Source organism: Pseudomonas sp. IzPS59 (assembly GCF_014863505.1).
Lineage (GTDB): Bacteria > Pseudomonadota > Gammaproteobacteria > Pseudomonadales > Pseudomonadaceae > Aquipseudomonas > Aquipseudomonas kribbensis.
In genome coordinates, this window is sequence record NZ_CP062251.1 from 64,993 (window position 1) to 82,721 (window position 17,729).

The window sequence follows — 17,729 nt, forward strand, 5'->3', positions numbered from 1 at the left end:
TATCTGCCAACACTTAACACAACATAGGAGCATCGAAGGGCTTCACCAGCCATTCAGTATCTCTGAGTGGCCTGTCGCAAGATTAGTTCAGATTCTTTTCAAAAAACTTTGGAATAAGCTCAAGAACAATCAGAACTAAGCGCCATTCGATGCCTTTGCCGCGACGTCATGTCGCGGCAAAACCCCGTTCCAGAGGCCTCAGTGGGCCTCGTCCCAGTTGTTGCCAACTCCCACTTCCACCAGCAACGGCACATCCAGCTTCGCCGCTTCACTCATGTGGACGCGAATTTCGTCGCGAACCTGATCCACTAGATCCTCACGAACCTCCAGCACCAGTTCGTCGTGCACCTGCAGGATGACTTTGGCGTCCAGCCCGGAAGCACTCAGCCAGTTGTCCACCGCCACCATGGCTTTTTTGATGATGTCCGCTGCGGTGCCCTGCATCGGCGCGTTGATCGCCGTGCGTTCAGCGGCGGCACGTTCCTGTGGCTTGTTGGAGTTGATGTCCGGCAGGTACAGGCGACGACCGAAGATCGTTTCTACGTAGCCCTGATCCGCTGCCTGCGCGCGCGTGCGATCCATGTATTCGCGAACGCCCGGGTAGCGCGCGAAGTAGGTGTCGATGTAGGCCTTGGCGGTCTTGGTATCGACGCCGATGTCCTTGCCCAGCTTCTGCGCGCCCATGCCGTAGATCAGGCCGAAGTTGATCGCCTTGGCGCCGCGGCGCTGGTCAGACGTCACTTCGTTCAGTTCGACCTTGAATACTTCGGCGGCAGTTGCGGTATGCACGTCCAGATTGTTGCGGAAGGCGTTCATCAGGCCCTCGTCGCGGGACAGGTGGGCCATGATCCGCAGTTCGATCTGCGAGTAGTCCGCCGCCAGCAGTTTGTAGCCTTTCGGCGCGACGAACGCCTGACGGATGCGCCGGCCTTCGGCGGTGCGCACCGGGATGTTCTGCAGGTTCGGATCGCTCGACGACAAGCGGCCGGTCGACGCGACGGCCTGATGGTACGAAGTGTGGATACGCCCGGTGCGCGGGTTGATCTGCTCCGGCAGGCGATCGGTGTAGGTGCTTTTCAGCTTGCTCATGGAACGGTGTTCCATCAGCACTTTCGGCAGGCGGTGATCGTCTTCGGCCAGCTTCGCCAGCACTTCTTCGGCAGTGGACGGCTGGCCCTTGGCGGTCTTCTTCAGAACCGGCAGGCCAAGCTTTTCGTAGAGGATCACGCCCAGTTGTTTCGGCGAGCCCAGGTTGAATTCTTCACCGGCGATCTCGAAGGCTTCACGCTCCAGCGCGACCATCTTGTCGCCCAGCTCGATGCTCTGAACGCCCAGCAGCGCGGCATCGACGAATGCACCCTGACGCTCGATGCGGGCCAGTACCGGCACCAGCGGGATCTCGATGTCGGTCAGTACGCTGGCCAGGCTCGGGATGGCGCTCAGCTTCTCGAACAGCGTCTGATGCAGGCGCAGGGTCACGTCGGCATCTTCGGCGGCGTATGGGCCGGCCTGTTCCAGCGCGATCTGGTCGAAGGTCAGTTGCTTGGCGCCTTTGCCGGCGATGTCCTGGAAACTCACGGTGGTGTGATCCAGGTACTTCTGCGCCAGGCTGTCCATGTCGTGACGGGTGGCGGTGGAGTTGAGCACGTAGGACTCAAGCATCGTGTCGAAGGCGATACCGCGTACGGTGATGCCTTCGTTCTGGTCGCCACCGATGGCGCAGTTGGCCAGGATGTTCATGTCGAACTTGGCGTGCTGGCCGACCTTGAGTTTGTTCGGGTCTTCCAGAATCGGCTTGAGCGCGCGCAACACGGTGTCGCGATCCAGCTGCTCCGGCACGCCGATGTAGGAGTGGGTCAGCGGGATATAGGCCGCTTCGTTGGCCTGCACTGCGAAGGACAGACCGACCAGTTGCGCCTGTTGCGCGTCGACGCCGGTGGTTTCGGTGTCGAAGGCGAACAGCTTGGCGTTCTTCAGTTTTTCCAGCCAGACATCGAAACGGGCCTGATCGAGGATGGTTTCGTACGCGGCCTCGGCCGGAGCGACCGGTGCTTCTTCCGCAGGTGCGCTGAACAGGTCAACGGCTGGCTCAGGCGCAGCAGCGCTGCTCAGCTCCAGACGCTTGGCATCGCGCTCCAGATCGTTGATCCAGCTCTTGAACTCCAGCAGGGTGTAAAGCTCAAGCAGCTTGGCCGGATCTTCCGGGCCCATTTGCAGGTCGTCGAGGCCGATGTCCAGCGGCACGTCGACCTTGATGGTCGCCAGTTGATAGGAGAGGAACGCCATCTCCTTGTGCTCTTCGAGCTTGGCCGGCAGGGTCTTGGCTCCACGAATCGGCAGGGTCGGCACGATGTCGAGCTGCGCGTAGAGCTCGGTCAGGCCGCCGTTGACGCCGACCAGCAGGCCGGACGCGGTTTTCGGCCCGATGCCGGGAACGCCGGGGATGTTGTCGGAAGAATCGCCCATCAAGGCCAGATAATCGATGATCTGCTCCGGAGCGACGCCGAATTTCTCCTTCACGCCCTCCACGTCCATCGAACTACCGGACATGGTGTTGACCAAGGTAATGTGGCCGTCGACCAGTTGCGCCATGTCCTTGTCACCGGTGGAGATGATCACCGGGCGGTTGGCGGCCGCGCTACTGCGGGCCAGGGTGCCGATCACGTCATCGGCCTCGACGCCTTCGACGCACAGCAGCGGGAAACCGAGGGCTTTCACGCTCTGGTGCAGCGGCTCGATCTGCAGGCGCATGTCGTCGGGCATGCTCGGGCGGTTGGCCTTGTATTCGGCGTACATCTCATCGCGAAATGTCCCGCCCTTGGCGTCGAACACCACAGCGAAGGGGCTGTCCGGATACTGCTTGCGCAGGCTCTTGAGCATGTTCAGCACGCCCTTGACCGCACCGGTCGGCAGGCCTTTGGACGTGGTCAGCGGTGGCAGCGCGTGAAAGGCGCGGTACAGGTAAGACGAACCGTCCACCAGGACGAGGGGGGCTTGGCTCATGAGCAGGATCAACCTTTTCGGCGGGTCCGGCGCTAGAATAGCGGGACCGTTGACGACAAAGGGACAAGGTTATCATGCGTACGTTAAATCGCTTGCTGCTGGTCAGTTTGATTGCTGTCTCACCGTTGCCTGCGATCGCGGCGGATGATGCGCCGTCAGCGGAGCCGGAAGTTACCATCCGCACCGAGGGTGACAAAACCATCCAGGAGTACCGGCAGAACGGTTTCCTGTACGCGATCAAGGTGACCAAGAAGGGTTTCCCGCCCTATTTTCTGGTGCGTGCGGACGGTACTGATGCAAACTTCATCCGCTCGGACCAGCCGGATATGCTGATCCCGGCGTGGAAGATTTTCGAGTGGAAGTAGTTTCTTAATTTCAACCGGCGCCGGCTCGATGGCGGCGCCAGAACTGAGCAGTTTTTAACCATGTCTGTGTTCACCCCCCTGGCTCGGCCCGAGCTGGAAACCTTTCTCGCCCCATACGGGCTCGGCCGTCTGCTCGATTTCCAGGGGATCGCCGCCGGCAGCGAAAACACCAACTTCTTCATCAGCATGGAAAAGGGCGAGTTCGTCCTGACCCTGGTCGAGCGCGGCCCGGTGCAGGAAATGCCGTTCTTCATCGACCTGCTCGACGTCCTCCACGAAGCCGACCTGCCGGTGCCCTACGCGCTGCGCACCACCGATGGCGTGGCCCTGCGCGAGCTGAAAGGCAAACCGGCGCTGCTGCAGCCGCGTCTGGCCGGCAAGCACATCAAACAAGCCAACGCCCAGCATTGCGCGCAGGTCGGTGACTTGCAGGCGCACCTGCACCTGGCGACCCAGGGCGGCAACATGATCAAGCGCAAGACCGATCGTGGCCTGGACTGGATGTTGGAAGAGGGGACCGAGTTTCTCTCGCACCTGAGCGACGAGCCGCGTGTGCTGCTGCAAAAGGCGCTGGAAGAAATCACCCAGCAGAAAGAAAAAATTCTCGCGCTGCCGCGGGCGAATATCCACGCCGACCTGTTCCGCGACAATGCCATGTTCGAAGGCACGCACCTGACCGGGCTGATCGACTTCTACAACGCCTGTTCCGGACCGATGCTCTACGACGTGGCGATTGCCTTGAACGATTGGTGTTCGGACGATGACGGCCTGATCGACGGCCCTCGTGCGCGGGCCTTCCTGGGTGCCTATGCGGCACTGCGTCCGTTCACGGCGGCGGAGGCCGAACTGTGGCCGACCATGCTGCGCGTGGCGTGCGTACGGTTCTGGCTGTCGCGGTTGATCGCGGCGGAATCGTTCGCCGGGCAGGACGTGCTGATTCACGATCCGAAAGAGTTCGAACAGCGCCTGGCGCAGCGTCAGCAGGTCAACACACCGCTGCCATTTGCCCTGTAAAAGAAAAAAACCGCAGCCTGTGCAGGCTGCGGTTTTTTTGTATCAGAGCGATTCCAGGCAACCCGCCAGATCATTCCCCAGCTTCTCCAGCACTTGCTCATAACCCTGAGCCGTCGCCGGCGTGTACCCGCCCAACGCATCCAGTTCCGCCAGCTTCACCGGCAGGCCCGCCACCAGGGTTTCCGCCAGGCGTGGGCGCAATGGCGGCTCGCTGAACACGCAGGTCTTGCCGACCTCCTGCAACCGCGCGCGCATTGCCGCGACATGCTGAGCGCCCGGCTGCACTTCCGCCGCCACGCTGAATACACCGGTGTGTTTCAGGCCGTAGGCATCTTCGAAGTAGTCGAAGGCTTCGTGGAAGACGAAGTAGGGTTTGCCTTCAACGCTGGCCAGACGCTTCTTCAAGCGTTGATCCAGTGCATCCAGACGCTCATCGAACGCCTTGGCGTTGCTCTGGTAGCGCTCGGCATTGGCCGGGTCGGCAGCGCTCAGGTCAGCGGCCATTTTGTCGGCAATCACCCGCGCGTTTACTGGCGATAGCCACAAATGCGCGTCGAGGGTGCCTGGGCGGTGATCGTGATCATGCTCGTCGGCGTCTTCGGCGTGGGAGTGGCTGTCTTCGGCGAAGCGGCGCAGCTTCATGCCCGGCAGGTCCTGCACGGCGACGCTCGGCAGCGTACGACCATTCAGCACGCGAGGCAGGAAACCTTCCATGTCCGGGCCGATCCAGTACAAGAGATCCACCGATTGCACCTTGCGCACGTCGGACGGGCGCAACGCATAGTTATGCGGCGAAGCCCCCGGCGGCAGCAACACTTCCGGAATCGCCACGCCGTCCTGCACCGCAGCGGCAATCAGTTGCAGCGGCTTGATGCTGGTGAGGACTCTGACTTCGGCCTGAGCCGAACCGATCAGCAGAAAACTGGCGACAAAGGCCACAAAAACAGAAAAAAGTCGGGACACGATGACCACTCAAGGAGGCGAGAACGGGTAACATAATAACGTCTCTAACCAAACTCGTCGCCGCTCATGCCTATTACCCCGATTGCCAGCCGTCCCCACGACCACTCTCATTGCGTCCACAGCGCCCTGTCCGAGGCCGATGCCTTGTGTGCACAGAAAGGCCTGCGCCTGACCGCATTGCGTCGGCGGGTGCTGGAACTGGTCTGGCAGAGCCACAAGCCACTGGGTGCCTACGACATCCTCGCGGTGCTCAGCGAGCAGGACGGGCGCCGCGCCGCGCCGCCGACCGTATACCGGGCGCTGGATTTCCTGCTGGAAAACGGCCTGGTGCACCGCATCTCCTCGCTGAACGCCTTTGTCGGCTGCGTTCATCCGAAGCATTCGCACCAGGGCCAGTTCCTGATCTGCCGTGAATGCCACGCCGCCATCGAACTCGAGCAAAAAACCATCAGCGACGCCATCGTCCACAGCGCCAAGGACGTCGGCTTCATCGTCGAGGCCCAGACTGTCGAAGTGGTCGGCCTCTGCTCCGGCTGCCGGGGGGCTTGATGAGCGATGCGTTGATCCGTCTTGAGCAGGTGGCTGTCCGGTTTGCCGGGCAGAACGTGCTGGACAACATTCACCTGAGCGTCGAGCCGGGGCAGATCGTCACCCTGATCGGCCCCAACGGCGCCGGCAAGACCACGCTGGTGCGCGCCGTGCTCGGGCTGCTGAAACCCGACAGCGGCAGCGTCTGGCGCAAGCCGAAACTGCGCGTCGGTTACATGCCGCAAAAACTGCACGTCGATCCGACCCTGCCGCTGTCCGTCCTGCGCTTCCTGCGGCTGGTGCCGGGCGTTGATCGCCCGCGTGCGCTGGCGGCACTCAAGGAAGTCGGCGCCGAACACGTCATCGACAGCCCGGTGCAAAGTGTTTCCGGCGGTGAAATGCAGCGCGTACTGCTGGCCCGAGCGCTGTTGCGCGAGCCGGAACTGCTGGTGCTCGACGAGCCGGTGCAAGGCGTCGATGTCGCCGGGCAGGCCGAGTTGTACAGCCTGATCACCCGGCTGCGCGACCGTCATGGTTGCGGCGTATTGATGGTCTCCCACGACCTGCATCTGGTGATGAGCACTACAGATCAGGTGGTATGCCTAAACCGTCACGTCTGCTGTTCCGGGCATCCCGAGCAGGTCAGTGGCGATCCGGCTTTCGTCGAGCTGTTCGGCAACCACGCGCCGAGCCTCGCGGTCTATCACCACCATCACGACCACGCCCACGACCTGCACGGTTCGGTGGTCAAAGGGCCTGTGAAAGGCCAACCTCACGTTCACGGAGATAGCTGCAAGCATGGCTGATTTTCTGTTCTACGCCCTGCTTGCAGGTCTGGCGCTGGCGGTGGTCGCGGGGCCGCTGGGCTCGTTCGTGGTCTGGCGGCGCATGGCGTATTTCGGCGACACCCTGTCCCACGCCGCGCTGCTCGGCGTGGCGCTGGGCTTTCTGCTGGATGTCAGCCCGACCGTCGCGGTCACCGTAGGCTGCCTGCTGCTGGCGGTGCTGCTGGTGACCCTGCAACAGCGCCAGCCGCTGGCGTCCGACACGTTGCTGGGCATTCTTGCGCCGAGCACGCTCTCTCTCGGCCTGGTGGTACTAAGCTTCATGCATGAAGTGCGGATCGACCTGATGGCCTATCTGTTCGGCGACCTGCTGGCGATCAGTCCGACCGATCTGGCGTGGATCCTCGGCGGCAGCGCGGCGGTGCTGGTGTTGCTGGTGACGCTGTGGCGGCCGCTGCTGGCGATCACTGTGCACGAAGAGCTGGCCCGGGTCGAAGGCCTGCCGGTGGCCGGTTTGCGTATGGCGCTGATGCTGTTGATCGCGGTGGTGATCGCGGTGGCGATGAAAATCGTTGGTGTGTTGCTGATTACGTCGCTGTTGATCATCCCGGCAGCTGCGGCACAACGTCACGCCCGTTCGCCGGAGCAAATGGCACTGGGCGCGAGCCTGCTGGGCATGCTCGCCGTGTGTGGCGGGCTGGCGCTGTCCTGGTTCAAGGACACCCCGGCCGGCCCGTCAATCGTTGTGACGGCGGCCGCACTGTTTCTGCTGAGTTTTGTTCTGCCCCGTCGAGGGGTGTAGACTTGCTCGTTTTTTGCGCAAATAGAGAGTCGCAGGAATGAAGCCGTTCGCCTCCCGTTATCTGCTCCTTGTCGCATTTTCAGTGCTGCTGGGCGCCTGCCAAAGCACGCCGCCGGTGGCCGAAGCCCCCGATGCGCGGGCCACGGCCATCGCACAGCTGGAGCAAAGCCTGGCCAGCAGCGAACTGGCCACTGCCGAAGACCAGTTGGCAGCCTTGCAGGCCGAAACGCCCAACGATCAGTCCCTTGAGCAATACCAGCGCCAGTTGGCCGAAGCCTATCTGCGCCGCAGCCAGATCGTCCTGCAGAAGGGCGATGTGAATGCTGCCGCAACCGCTCTGGCCCGGGCTCGCGCGCTGATGCCCAAGGCTCCGGCGCTGACTGGTGGCGTCAACGGCGCCATCACCGAGGCGCGCAAGGCTGAGCTGGAAAAAGCCGAAGCAGCGCTCCTGGCCGCCGAAGCCAAGCCGAAAGCCAAGGTGATCGATCCGACCGCCGAGAGCACCACGGTTGCGCTGAATATCAACGATAGTCGCAAACTTCGCCGTCAACTCGACGCGATCGCCGCCGATGTGGTGAATTACGACTGTGCCGTGAGCATTCAGGCGCCGCGTACCAATGATTATCCATGGCTGGCGACATTGATCACCAAGCGTGTGAAGAAGCTTGATCCGGAATTCGATCTGCAGATCGAGAAGCAGATCTTGCGCACAGTCCCGGCACAGATGGTTCTGAGCCCGCGTAAACCTTAAAAAGCATCGCGGGCAAGCCCGCTCCCACAGGTACAGCGTGATCCTTGTGGGAGCGGGCTTGCCCGCGATGACTATTTATCAAACGCTACATAACCATCAGGCCGGAATCGTTTTGGCCTTCGCCTCCCGATCCCAGACCCGATGCTGCCCGATCGCCGCAAAGAACGGCTTGGTCAGCGCTTTCACATCCTTGCCTTCGATCAATCCGGCATCCGCCTCCAGCTTCAACACCCCCAGCAACTGTTTGGCCTCGCCTTGCAGGGCAATCGCCTTCAGGTGCTTGTACGCTTCCAGCAGGTAATGCAGCGCCACGCCATCACCGCTCAACGCCTTGACCGACGCTGCGCCGCCTGGCACGAACACCGCGTCGAACGCCACCGAAGGCAAACCTTCCATCGACGCATCCACCGCCAGGCTTTTGCCATCGGCTGTCTTCACCGGCGCCGATGTCGGGCCGAGCAGTTTGGCATGCGCGCCTTCCGCCGCCAGAGCCTTCTTCATCGCATCAATCGCGGCACCATCGACGCCGTTGGCTGCCAGAATCGCCACTTTTCGCGTCTTGATGTTCTCCGGCAACAGGTTGGCCTGACTCAGGGACGGTGAGTGGTCGAGAGATGTCTTGCGCACCTCGACCGTCCCTTTGGCTGGCTCCGGCAACCCAAGGTTGTGTGCCACGCGCTTGGCCAGTTCCAGGTCGATATTGGCCAGAATCTCGTTCACTTCCCGGGCCCGAATGTGCTCGCGCTCAACCTTGCCCAGTTCGAAGCTGTAAGCCGAGATGATGTGTTCCTGCTCGTGCTTGCTCATGCTCTTGAAGAACAGCCGCGCCTGGGAAAAGTGATCGCTGAACGACTCGCTGCGCTGACGGATCTTGTTGGCGTCGATGCGCTCCGCATAGCTCTCGAACCCGCCGTCTTGCGCGGCCGGTGGTGTTTCTTTCGGCCAACCGCCATCGATGGAATTCGGCTCGTAGGACGCACGGCCCTTGTCGATCACCGTACGGTGCTGGGCATCGCGCTGGCCGTTGTGGAAGGGCGCGACCGGGCGATTGATCGGTAGCTCGTGAAAATTTGGCCCGCCGAGTCGGCTGATCTGCGTGTCGGTGTAGGAAAACAGCCGACCTTGCAGCAGCGGGTCATTGGAGAAGTCGATACCCGGCACGATATGGCCGGGGCAGAACGCGACCTGCTCGGTTTCGGCGAAGAAATTGTCCGGGTTGCGGTTGAGGGTCATCTTGCCCAGCGGTGTGATCGGGACGATTTCCTCGGGAATCAGCTTGGTCGGGTCAAGGATGTCGAAATCGAAGTTGTGCTCGTTTTCCTCCTCGATGACTTGAACGCCAAGTTCCCATTCCGGGTAGTCCCCGGTCTCGATGGCCTCCCAGAGATCGCGCCGATGGTAGTCGGTGTCTTTACCGGCAAGCTTCTGCGCTTCGTCCCACACCAGCGAACAGGTGCCGGCGGTGGGGCGCCAATGGAATTTGACGAAGCGCGATTTGCCCTCGGCGTTGATCAGCCGGAAGGTGTGCACGCCGAACCCCTGCATGCTGCGCAAGCTTTTCGGGATGGCCCGGTCGGACATGGCCCAGATGACCATGTGCGCCGATTCCGGCACCAGCGACACGAAGTCCCAGAACGTGTCGTGGGCCGAACCCCCGGTAGGCATTTCGTTGTGCGGTTCGGGTTTTACCGCGTGGACGAAGTCGGGAAACTTGATCGCGTCCTGGATGAAGAACACCGGCATGTTGTTGCCGACCAGGTCGAAGTTGCCTTCGTCGGTGAAGAATTTCACGGCAAAACCGCGTACGTCACGCACGGTATCGCCGGAGCCCCGTGGCCCCTGCACCGTGGAAAAGCGTACGAACACCGGCGTTTTCTTCCCCGGATCCCGCAGGAAACCGGCCTTGGTCAGCGCCGAATGATTCTCGTAGGTCTGAAAGAAACCATGGGCGCCGGTACCGCGGGCATGGACGATGCGCTCGGGAATCCGCTCATGGTCAAAGTGCGTGATTTTCTCACGCATGATGAAGTCTTCCAGCAGCGACGGCCCGCGCGGCCCGGCCTTGAGGGTGTTCTGGTTGTCCGCGACCTTCACGCCCTGATTGGTGCGCAGGGCCTGGCCGGTGGCGTCGGAACGGAATTTTTCCAGGCTGTCGAGCTTGGCGTTGGTGTTGGCTCGATCCGGGGTGTCGGTGCCGGCCATCTGGCTTTTGTCTGTGGCAGGTTTTTTCGTACTCATCAGTCGTGAACTCCTGTCTGCCCCGGCGTTGCGCCGGGACGCTCGAGTGGTTCCCGGGCACGGCACCCAGGGTTTTCAAGTCGCTTACCTAGTGACTGACGAGGGTTTTGGGCGTTCCTTTTTTATGACCTTTGATCCTGTTATTGCCAAATCGAAGGTTAATTGCGAAATAAATGCTAAGAACCTCTATACGGACAGGCTAAAATGCGCGCCCGGCTAACCGCTGATCCTTTTCCAACGCGCCCCACAAGGTTCGCTACGTGATCGAGTTTCAAAACGTCCATAAGACTTACCGCGTCGCCGGTAAGGACATCACCGCGCTGCATCCGACCAGTCTCTCCATCGAGAACGGTCAGGTGTTCGGCCTGATTGGCCATTCCGGCGCGGGAAAAAGTACCCTGCTGCGTCTGATCAATCGCCTGGAAGATTCCAGTGGCGGCAAGATCATCGTCGACGGCGAAGAAGTCACCGCGCTGGACGCCAACGGCCTGCGCCGTTTCCGTCAGCAGGTCGGCATGATTTTCCAGCACTTCAACCTACTGGCGTCCAAGACCGTGGCCGACAACGTCGCGCTGCCGCTGACCCTGGCCGGTGAACTGTCCCGCGCCGAGATCGACCAGCGTGTAGCCGAATTGCTGGCGCGGGTCGGGCTGTCCGATCACGCGAAGAAGTACCCGGCGCAGTTGTCCGGTGGTCAGAAACAGCGCGTCGGCATTGCCCGCGCCCTGGCGACCAAGCCGAAAATCCTGCTTTGCGACGAAGCCACCAGCGCCCTCGATCCGCAGACCACCGCTTCGGTCCTGCAACTGCTGGCCGAGATCAACCGCGAGCTGAAACTGACCATCGTGCTGATCACCCACGAGATGGACGTGATCCGCCGTGTCTGTGATCAGGTGGCGGTGATGGACGCCGGCGTGATCGTCGAACAAGGTTCGGTGGCCGAGGTGTTCCTGCATCCGAAGCACCCGACCACCAAGCGTTTCGTGCAGGAAGACGAGCAGATCGACGAAAGCGAGCAGCGCGATGACTTCGCTCACGTGCCGGGCCGCATCGTGCGTCTGACCTTCCAGGGCGAAGCGACCTACGCGCCGTTGCTGGGCACCGTCGCCCGGGAAACCGGCGTGGACTACAGCATCCTGGCCGGTCGCATCGACCGCATCAAAGACATTCCTTACGGGCAATTGACCCTCGCCGTCACCGGTGGCGATATGGAAGCGGCCTTTGCCCGCTTCACCGCCGCTGACGTTCACATGGAGGTGTTGCGCTAATGGCAGACCTGATGAGTTTCTTCACCAATATCGACTGGTACGAAATCTGGCTGGCCACCGGCGACACCATGATGATGCTTGGCGGTTCGCTGCTGTTCACCGTGTTGCTCGGCCTGCCGCTGGGCGTGCTGTTGTTCCTCTGCAGCCCGCGTCAGTTGCTCGAAGCCAAAGGCGTGTACGCCTTGCTGTCGCTGGTGGTGAATATCCTGCGTTCGTTGCCTTTCATCATTCTGTTGATCGTGATGATCCCGTTCACCGTGCTGATCACCGGCACCTCGCTGGGCGTGGCCGGTGCAATTCCGCCGTTGGTGGTGGGTGCGACGCCGTTCTTCGCGCGTCTGGTGGAAACCGCCCTGCGTGAAGTCGATCGCGGCATCATCGAGGCGACCCAGTCCATGGGCGCGACCACTCGCCAGATCATCATGAACGCCTTGCTGCCGGAGGCTCGTCCGGGCATTTTCGCAGCGATTACGGTGACGGCGATTACACTGGTTTCCTACACGGCGATGGCCGGTGTGGTTGGCGCCGGTGGTCTGGGTGACCTGGCGATCCGTTTCGGTTACCAGCGTTTCCAGACCGACGTGATGATCGTCACCGTGGTGTTGCTGCTGATTCTGGTGCAAGTGCTGCAAATGGTCGGCGACCGACTGGTCGTGCATTTCTCGCGCAAATAACCCGGTTTGGTAATCAAAAAATGAGCCGGCCATTCGCTGGCAGGTGCCACACGGGCACCTCAAAAGGAGTTAGCTGAATGAAAAAACTGATCGCTGCTTTCGCTGCCGTAGCCGCTTTTTCGGCTCACGCTGAAACCCTGACCGTTGCTGCCACCCCGGTGCCGCACGCGGAAATCCTCGAATTCGTGAAGCCTGTCCTGGCCAAAGAAGGCGTGGATCTGAAGGTCAAAGTCTTCACCGACTACATCCAGCCGAACGTGCAGGTGGCCGAGAAGCGTCTGGACGCCAACTTCTTCCAGCACCAGCCGTACCTCGATGAGTTCAACAAGGCCAAGGGCACCAGCCTGGTCGCCGTGACCGGTGTGCACCTGGAGCCGCTGGGCGCCTACTCGAGCAAGATCAAGAAAATCGAAGACCTGCCAGGCGGCGCCAACGTGGTGATCCCGAACGACGCCACCAACGGCGGCCGTGCGCTGTTGCTGCTGGACAAGGCGGGCGTGATCAAGCTGAAGGATTCGAAAAACATCCTGTCGACTGTCAAAGACATCGCCGAGAACCCGAAAGACCTGAAGATCCGTGAACTGGAAGCTGCGACCATCCCGCGCGTGCTGACCCAGGTCGATCTGGCGCTGATCAACACCAACTACGCGCTGGAAGCCAAGCTGGATCCGTCCAAGGACGCGCTGGTCATCGAAGGCAACGACTCGCCTTACGTGAACATCCTGGTGTCCCGTGCGGACAACAAGGACAGCGACGCCATGCAGAAACTGGCCGCTGCACTGCACAGCCCGGAAGTGAAGAAATTCATCACCGAGAAGTACAAAGGTGCGGTGTTGCCGGCGTTCTGATTCAGATAGCTGCAATGAAAAGGGGGACGCCATTGGCGTCCCCTTTTTTGTGGCCGAGAGTTCGGCTTTGGACCTGCGGTGAGCTCTCCCCTCATCGGAACGCCGCCCGCCCAGCCCTCTCCCCCAGGAGAGGGAGCCGACCGAGGTGTCTTGAGCCTTACATCGACCTGAAAGATTGAGTCGATTATGGATTCCAAGCAGCAATTTCACGTCGGCGTAATTCTTTAATATCACTCGGTCAGTCCCCTCTCCCTCCGGGCGGTCCGACGTTTCGGGAGGGTTAGGGTGAGGGCGCTTTTGATCTTCTTACTTGCGGTTCAGCATCACCGGCAACTGCGCAACCAACTTGGCATTATTCAAAGGCGCCCGAATAAACCCACGCTGCGTCCCGTCCGGCCCGATCACCGCCAGATTCCCGCTGTGATCCACCGTGTAATTCGGTTTGCTGGTATCCGCCGGAATGAACGGAATGCTCACCGCGTTCGCCACCTTCTGCAGCTCCTCGATCGACTTCGGCGTCAGACCAATGAATTGCGGGTCGAAGTAGCCCAGGTACTGCTTCAACTGCGCAGGGTTGTCGCGGTTCGGGTCGACGCTGACCAGCACGATCTGCAATTTATCCACAGCATCCTTCGGCAGTTCGCTCTTGATCTGGCGCAGCTGGGCGAGGGTGGTCGGGCAGATGTCCGGGCAGAAGGTGTAGCCGAAGAACAGCAGGCTCCACTTGCCCTTGAGCTCGTTGACCGTGACCGGCTGGCCGTCCTGGTTGGTCATCGTCACGTCCGGCAGGTTGCGGCTTTGCGGCAACAGGATGATGCCGGCGTCGATCAGCGCGGTCGGGTCGCCCTGGCCCTTGCCGCTCAGCACTTTGTTGACGGTCAGGCCGAGGATCAGCGCGATCACGGCCACGAGGATGAAGACGGTTTTCTGGGTTCGAGTCATAGGTTCAACAGTAAGTAGTGGTCTACGAGCAGGGCGATGAACAGCAGAAACAGGTACCAGATAGAGTACTTGAAGGTGTTGATCGCCGCGTGCGGCCGAGTGCCACGGTACAGCACCACGGCCCATTGCAGAAACCTCGCGCCCAGCCCGAGGGCGCAGATCAGGTACAGCGCGCCGCTCATGTGGATTACATACGGCAGCAGGCTGACCGCCAGCAGGGCGAAGGTGTACAGCAGAATATGCACCTTGGTGTAGTGCTCGCCGTGGGTGACCGGCAGCATCGGGATGTCGGCCTTGGCGTATTCCTCCTTGCGGTGGATCGCCAGCGCCCAGAAGTGCGGCGGGGTCCAGGCGAAGATGATCAGCACCAGCAGCAGTGGTTCGGCACCGATATGGCCGGTGGCGGCGGTCCAGCCGAGCAGCGGCGGTGCGGCGCCGGCGAGACCACCGATGACGATGTTTTGTGGCGTCGCGCGTTTGAGAAAACCGGTGTAGATCACCGCGTAGCCGAGCAGCGAGGCCAGGGTCAGCCACGCGGTCAGCGGATTGGTGAAGGTCAGCAGCAAGGCCTGGCCGAGCAGCGCCAGCACCAGTGCAAAGGTCAGTGCCGCCGTGGGCGAGACCCGGCCCTCGGCCAGCGGCCGTTTGTGGGTGCGCGCCATGACGGCGTCGATGCGCCGATCCACCACGTGATTGACCGCCGCCGCACCACCGGCACACAGCGCGATCCCCAGGTTGCCGAACACCAACACCGTCCACGGCACGCCAGCGCGGGTCGCGAGGAACATGCCGACCAGCGAGGTGATCAGCATCAGCACCACAACTTTCGGTTTGGTCAGCTCCAGGTAATCTCGCCACAACGCCTGTGCGGGACGTTCGCCGATCAGAATCGCCATGGCGTCTCTCCTTTTAGGGTGATGGGCGCCGCCGAGGGTTTACGCGGGCTCAGGCGCCAGCGCGCGAGCATCGGTTGCTTGACCCGGACCAGACTGGTTCGCGCGTGATAGTTGACCAGCACCATGGTCAGCAGCAGCGCTGCGCCGCCGGCGTTGTGCGCCACGGCCACCGGCAGCGGCAGGTGAAACAGCACGTTGCTGATGCCGAGGGTGATCTGCACGCCGAGGGCGATCAGCACCAGCCCGGCCAGTCGTGTCATGCCCACGACTTTCAGTTGCCAGGCCAGACCTAGCAGGACAATCGTCACCAGCAGGGCGCCGATGCGGTGGGTCAGGTGAATCGCCGTGCGCGCATCGCTGTCGAGTTGCCCGCCGAGGTAATTGGGGCCGATGTGCTGGGTCAGGTGAAAGCCGTTGGCGAAGTCCGCCGGCGGCAGCCATTGGCCGTGGCAGGTCGGGAAGTCGATACAGGCCACCGCCGCATAGTTGGAACTGACCCAGCCACCGAGGGCGATCTGGCCGATCACCAGCAGCAGTCCGGCGGTGGCCCAATATTGCAGACGCTTGGGCACGGTCAGCGCCGGCAGCACGCCAGACAGCCTCAGCGTCAGCAGAAACAGCAGGCTCAAGGTCGCGAAGCCACCGAGCAAATGCCCGGTCACCACTTGCGGCCAGAGCTTGAGCGTCACCGTCCACATGCCGAACGCAGCCTGGGCGAACACCACCGCCAGCAGAAACAGTGGCAGTTTCAACGGTTGTCCGGGATGACGACGATTGACCCACGCACGCCCGGCCAGAATCGAAATCAGCATGCCCAGGGTGCCGGCGAAGTAGCGGTGGATCATCTCGTTCCAGCCTTTGTGCGCCTCCACCGGCGAGTCCGGGTAATGCAGTTCGGCATGGGCCAGTTGGGCTTCGCTTTTCGGCACGCTGATAAACCCGTAGCAGCCGGGCCAGTCCGGGCAGCCGAGGCCTGCGTGGGTCAGGCGGGTGTAGGCGCCGAGCAGCACCACGATCAGTGCCAGCAGGGTGGCAAACAGCGCGAGGCGAAATCCAGGTTTGGCCATGACGATGCCCTTATCCGATGTTCGACAGTTTCAGCAGGTGGCGCAGGTCGTTGAGCAGATCCTTGCCCTTCACACTCGGGTCGTAGCGCAATACGAGATTGCCGTGGGGATCGATGATCCACAGCTGCGGCGTGGCCTTGTCGCCGGTGGCCTTGCTGAATGCGGCGGCGTCCAGCGGATAGCGTTGCAGTTGCGGATATTCGCGAGTGAGTTTGGCTTCGTAGTCGGCGCTCAACGGTTGTGCGGCGGCGAGGGCGTGGCTGGCGCGGCCGGCATCGCGGCCGAGGCCGATCTGGATCTGCCGCGCCAGGTACACCAGTTGCTGGCAGTCCACTGCGCAGTCTTTCGGCGCGGTCACCAGCATTTGCCAGCGTTCTTCGTCAGCCTTCACGCCGAGGTCGGCGCGGCTCTGGCCGTTGCCGATCAGTTCGCCGTGATAACTGCGACCTTCCGGGACCCAGAACTGCAACTTGTACATGCCGGTGGCGAGGATCATCGGGCCGATCACGCCGAGCAGGATCAACAGCAGTTGAATGCGCCCGCGGCGGCGCCCGGCCGGGGCCTTGGCTTCAGACATGCTGGGTGGATTCATGGCCGCTCCCATGGTGTTTCTCCTTCGCGTTGTGCAATCCGAGGTAGATGTAGAGACCGAACAGGGCGGTGGCCATGGCGAACCACTGCACGGCGTAGCCGAGGTGTTTTTCCGGGCCCATGGCGACTACCGGCCAGTCGGCCTGATAGCTGGCGGGACCGGGTTCTGCGCGCAATTCATAGGCGAAGCCGTCGCGCTCGAGGGTTTTCCACAATTTGGCCGGTTCGACGGCGGTGACGGTTTGCGGCCAGGTGCTGCTGACCGGGTCGGCGTGCAACTGGAAGGTCGCTCCGGGGGCGACGTACACCCAGGCATCGACATTCACGGCATCGGCCGGTGTCTTGAATTGCGGGGTTACGCGGCGGTCCGGCCACGGCAGCCAGCCGCGATTGACCAGCAGCCACAAGCCGGTGCGCTGATCCTGAAACGGTTGCAGCAATTCGACGCCGACCTTGCCGTTCCGCTGCCGGTTGTCCAGCAGCAGGCTGTGCGCCGCATCGAACTGGCCATGCAGATGCACCCGGCGAAAGGCCGGATCGGCACTGTGCAGCAACTCGGTGCTGGCCATCGGCTCGGCGGCCCGGCGCTCGGCGTAACTGGCGAGCAGGGCGGTTTTTTCCGCGCCCCGGCCCAGTTGCCAGAAGCCCAGCGAAATCAGCAGCGGCAGCAGCAAGGCGACCACCAGCGTCGGCACGACGCCCGGCCGGAAGCGCTTCATGGCCGCGCCAGAAAAGCAGTGAATGCGACCGCTATACTTGATTGCATCGCCTGTACCCCCGGAGTCTTCCCATGCTCAAAGCAGCTATCGTCCTGATGCTGATTGCCACGGTGATCAGCCTGTTCAGCGGCCTGTTTTTCCTGGTCAAGGACGACAGCAGTTCAAATCGCCTGGTCATCGCCTTGAGTGTTCGGGTGGCATTGGCCGCTTGCACCGTCGGCTTGATTGCCTGGGGTTTCTACAGCGGCCAACTGGTGTCGCACGCGCCCTGGTAG

18 protein-coding genes are annotated in these 17,729 nt (G+C 61.9%); 10 read left to right on the top strand and 8 right to left on the bottom strand.

Going from position 1 to position 17,729, the window contains the following annotated elements:
* Positions 1–198: 198 nt before the first annotated feature.
* Entirely contained in the window at positions 199–3,003 is a 2,805-nt protein-coding gene (polA, locus tag IF189_RS00300) for a DNA polymerase I (RefSeq protein ID WP_134828636.1), read from the bottom strand.
* A 74-nt stretch (positions 3,004–3,077) separates the two neighbouring features.
* Here polA and IF189_RS00305 point away from each other — a divergent pair, with 74 nt between their 5' ends.
* On the top strand, positions 3,078–3,368 hold the full coding sequence (locus IF189_RS00305) for a DUF2782 domain-containing protein (RefSeq protein ID WP_114880887.1): 291 nt from the start codon (positions 3,078–3,080) through the stop codon (positions 3,366–3,368).
* 60 nt (positions 3,369–3,428) lie between these two features.
* Positions 3,429–4,382: a homoserine kinase gene (locus IF189_RS00310; protein WP_134828637.1), complete on the top strand. Its 954-nt coding sequence runs from the start codon at positions 3,429–3,431 to the stop codon at positions 4,380–4,382.
* A 42-nt stretch (positions 4,383–4,424) separates the two neighbouring features.
* On the opposite strand, the gene IF189_RS00315 is transcribed toward IF189_RS00310, so the two are convergent.
* Positions 4,425–5,354 carry a zinc ABC transporter substrate-binding protein ZnuA gene (locus tag IF189_RS00315; RefSeq protein ID WP_085713039.1) on the bottom strand — a complete coding sequence of 310 codons (930 nt, stop codon included), beginning with the start codon at positions 5,352–5,354 and terminating at the stop codon, positions 4,425–4,427.
* A 57-nt stretch (positions 5,355–5,411) separates the two neighbouring features.
* On the opposite strand from IF189_RS00315, the gene zur reads away from it, so the two are divergent.
* From zur to IF189_RS00335, 4 genes are read left to right on the top strand one after another with little or no spacing between them, the layout of a single operon-like run.
* Complete coding sequence (zur, locus tag IF189_RS00320; protein ID WP_011331783.1) at positions 5,412–5,894, top strand: zinc uptake transcriptional repressor Zur; 483 nt, start codon at positions 5,412–5,414, stop codon at positions 5,892–5,894.
* A complete protein-coding gene (znuC, locus tag IF189_RS00325; protein ID WP_065260667.1) occupies positions 5,894–6,679 on the top strand; it encodes a zinc ABC transporter ATP-binding protein ZnuC in 786 nt (261 codons plus the stop codon). The genes zur and znuC overlap by 1 nt, the downstream gene beginning before the upstream one ends.
* Entirely contained in the window at positions 6,672–7,460 is a 789-nt protein-coding gene (gene znuB / locus IF189_RS00330; RefSeq protein WP_065260666.1) for a zinc ABC transporter permease subunit ZnuB, read from the top strand. Before znuC ends, znuB begins: the two co-directional genes overlap by 8 nt.
* 37 nt (positions 7,461–7,497) lie before the next feature.
* Positions 7,498–8,211 carry a PA5502 family lipoprotein gene (locus IF189_RS00335; protein WP_192552647.1) on the top strand — a complete coding sequence of 238 codons (714 nt, stop codon included), beginning with the start codon at positions 7,498–7,500 and terminating at the stop codon, positions 8,209–8,211.
* Between the two features lie 96 nt (positions 8,212–8,307).
* Here IF189_RS00335 and katE read toward each other — a convergent pair whose 3' ends face one another.
* A complete protein-coding gene (katE, locus tag IF189_RS00340; protein ID WP_192552648.1) occupies positions 8,308–10,449 on the bottom strand; it encodes a catalase HPII in 2,142 nt (713 codons plus the stop codon).
* 260 nt (positions 10,450–10,709) lie between these two features.
* Here katE and IF189_RS00345 point away from each other — a divergent pair, with 260 nt between their 5' ends.
* From IF189_RS00345 to IF189_RS00355, 3 genes are all read left to right on the top strand, one after another.
* Positions 10,710–11,717 carry a methionine ABC transporter ATP-binding protein gene (locus IF189_RS00345; RefSeq protein ID WP_085713036.1) on the top strand — a complete coding sequence of 336 codons (1,008 nt, stop codon included), beginning with the start codon at positions 10,710–10,712 and terminating at the stop codon, positions 11,715–11,717.
* Positions 11,717–12,391, top strand: a complete 675-nt coding sequence (locus tag IF189_RS00350; protein WP_065260662.1) for a methionine ABC transporter permease — start codon at positions 11,717–11,719, stop codon at positions 12,389–12,391. Before IF189_RS00345 ends, IF189_RS00350 begins: the two co-directional genes overlap by 1 nt.
* 77 nt (positions 12,392–12,468) lie before the next feature.
* Positions 12,469–13,239: a MetQ/NlpA family ABC transporter substrate-binding protein gene (locus tag IF189_RS00355; RefSeq protein ID WP_192552649.1), complete on the top strand. Its 771-nt coding sequence runs from the start codon at positions 12,469–12,471 to the stop codon at positions 13,237–13,239.
* 306 nt (positions 13,240–13,545) lie between these two features.
* On the opposite strand, the gene IF189_RS00360 is transcribed toward IF189_RS00355, so the two are convergent.
* From IF189_RS00360 to IF189_RS00380, 5 genes are read right to left on the bottom strand one after another with little or no spacing between them, the layout of a single operon-like run.
* On the bottom strand, positions 13,546–14,181 hold the full coding sequence (locus IF189_RS00360; RefSeq protein WP_085733848.1) for an SCO family protein: 636 nt from the start codon (positions 14,179–14,181) through the stop codon (positions 13,546–13,548).
* Entirely contained in the window at positions 14,178–15,077 is a 900-nt protein-coding gene (gene cyoE, locus IF189_RS00365; RefSeq protein ID WP_192552650.1) for a heme o synthase, read from the bottom strand. The genes IF189_RS00360 and cyoE overlap by 4 nt, the downstream gene beginning before the upstream one ends.
* Positions 15,065–16,144: a COX15/CtaA family protein gene (locus IF189_RS00370; RefSeq protein ID WP_192552651.1), complete on the bottom strand. Its 1,080-nt coding sequence runs from the start codon at positions 16,142–16,144 to the stop codon at positions 15,065–15,067. The genes cyoE and IF189_RS00370 overlap by 13 nt, the downstream gene beginning before the upstream one ends.
* A gap of 10 nt (positions 16,145–16,154) precedes the next feature.
* Positions 16,155–16,748, bottom strand: coding sequence for a hypothetical protein (locus IF189_RS00375; RefSeq protein ID WP_134828641.1), 594 nt, complete (start codon positions 16,746–16,748; stop codon positions 16,155–16,157).
* The gene (locus IF189_RS00380) at positions 16,714–17,454 is read right to left on the bottom strand and encodes an SURF1 family protein (RefSeq protein WP_134828642.1); all 741 of its coding nucleotides are present in this window, start codon (positions 17,452–17,454) and stop codon (positions 16,714–16,716) included. The genes IF189_RS00375 and IF189_RS00380 overlap by 35 nt, the downstream gene beginning before the upstream one ends.
* A gap of 71 nt (positions 17,455–17,525) precedes the next feature.
* Here IF189_RS00380 and IF189_RS00385 point away from each other — a divergent pair, with 71 nt between their 5' ends.
* On the top strand, positions 17,526–17,729 hold the full coding sequence (locus tag IF189_RS00385; protein WP_065260656.1) for a twin transmembrane helix small protein: 204 nt from the start codon (positions 17,526–17,528) through the stop codon (positions 17,727–17,729).

Excerpts from the sequence above, each read along its gene's own strand:
- polA (WP_134828636.1), bottom strand. The coding sequence starts at position 3,003 with ATGAGCCAAGCCCCCCTCGTCCTGGTGGACGGTTCGTCTTACCTGTAC.
- IF189_RS00335 (WP_192552647.1), top strand. The coding sequence starts at position 7,498 with ATGAAGCCGTTCGCCTCCCGTTATCTGCTCCTTGTCGCATTTTCAGTG.
- IF189_RS00380 (WP_134828642.1), bottom strand. The coding sequence starts at position 17,454 with ATGAAGCGCTTCCGGCCGGGCGTCGTGCCGACGCTGGTGGTCGCCTTG.
- znuC (WP_065260667.1), top strand. The coding sequence starts at position 5,894 with ATGAGCGATGCGTTGATCCGTCTTGAGCAGGTGGCTGTCCGGTTTGCC.
- katE (WP_192552648.1), bottom strand. The coding sequence starts at position 10,449 with ATGAGTACGAAAAAACCTGCCACAGACAAAAGCCAGATGGCCGGCACC.
- IF189_RS00355 (WP_192552649.1), top strand. The coding sequence starts at position 12,469 with ATGAAAAAACTGATCGCTGCTTTCGCTGCCGTAGCCGCTTTTTCGGCT.
- IF189_RS00370 (WP_192552651.1), bottom strand. The coding sequence starts at position 16,144 with ATGGCCAAACCTGGATTTCGCCTCGCGCTGTTTGCCACCCTGCTGGCA.
- IF189_RS00360 (WP_085733848.1), bottom strand. The coding sequence starts at position 14,181 with ATGACTCGAACCCAGAAAACCGTCTTCATCCTCGTGGCCGTGATCGCG.
- IF189_RS00305 (WP_114880887.1), top strand. The coding sequence starts at position 3,078 with ATGCGTACGTTAAATCGCTTGCTGCTGGTCAGTTTGATTGCTGTCTCA.
- cyoE (WP_192552650.1), bottom strand. The coding sequence starts at position 15,077 with ATGGCGATTCTGATCGGCGAACGTCCCGCACAGGCGTTGTGGCGAGAT.
- IF189_RS00310 (WP_134828637.1), top strand. The coding sequence starts at position 3,429 with ATGTCTGTGTTCACCCCCCTGGCTCGGCCCGAGCTGGAAACCTTTCTC.
- zur (WP_011331783.1), top strand. The coding sequence starts at position 5,412 with ATGCCTATTACCCCGATTGCCAGCCGTCCCCACGACCACTCTCATTGC.
- znuB (WP_065260666.1), top strand. The coding sequence starts at position 6,672 with ATGGCTGATTTTCTGTTCTACGCCCTGCTTGCAGGTCTGGCGCTGGCG.
- IF189_RS00385 (WP_065260656.1), top strand. The coding sequence starts at position 17,526 with ATGCTCAAAGCAGCTATCGTCCTGATGCTGATTGCCACGGTGATCAGC.
- IF189_RS00375 (WP_134828641.1), bottom strand. The coding sequence starts at position 16,748 with ATGGGAGCGGCCATGAATCCACCCAGCATGTCTGAAGCCAAGGCCCCG.
- IF189_RS00350 (WP_065260662.1), top strand. The coding sequence starts at position 11,717 with ATGGCAGACCTGATGAGTTTCTTCACCAATATCGACTGGTACGAAATC.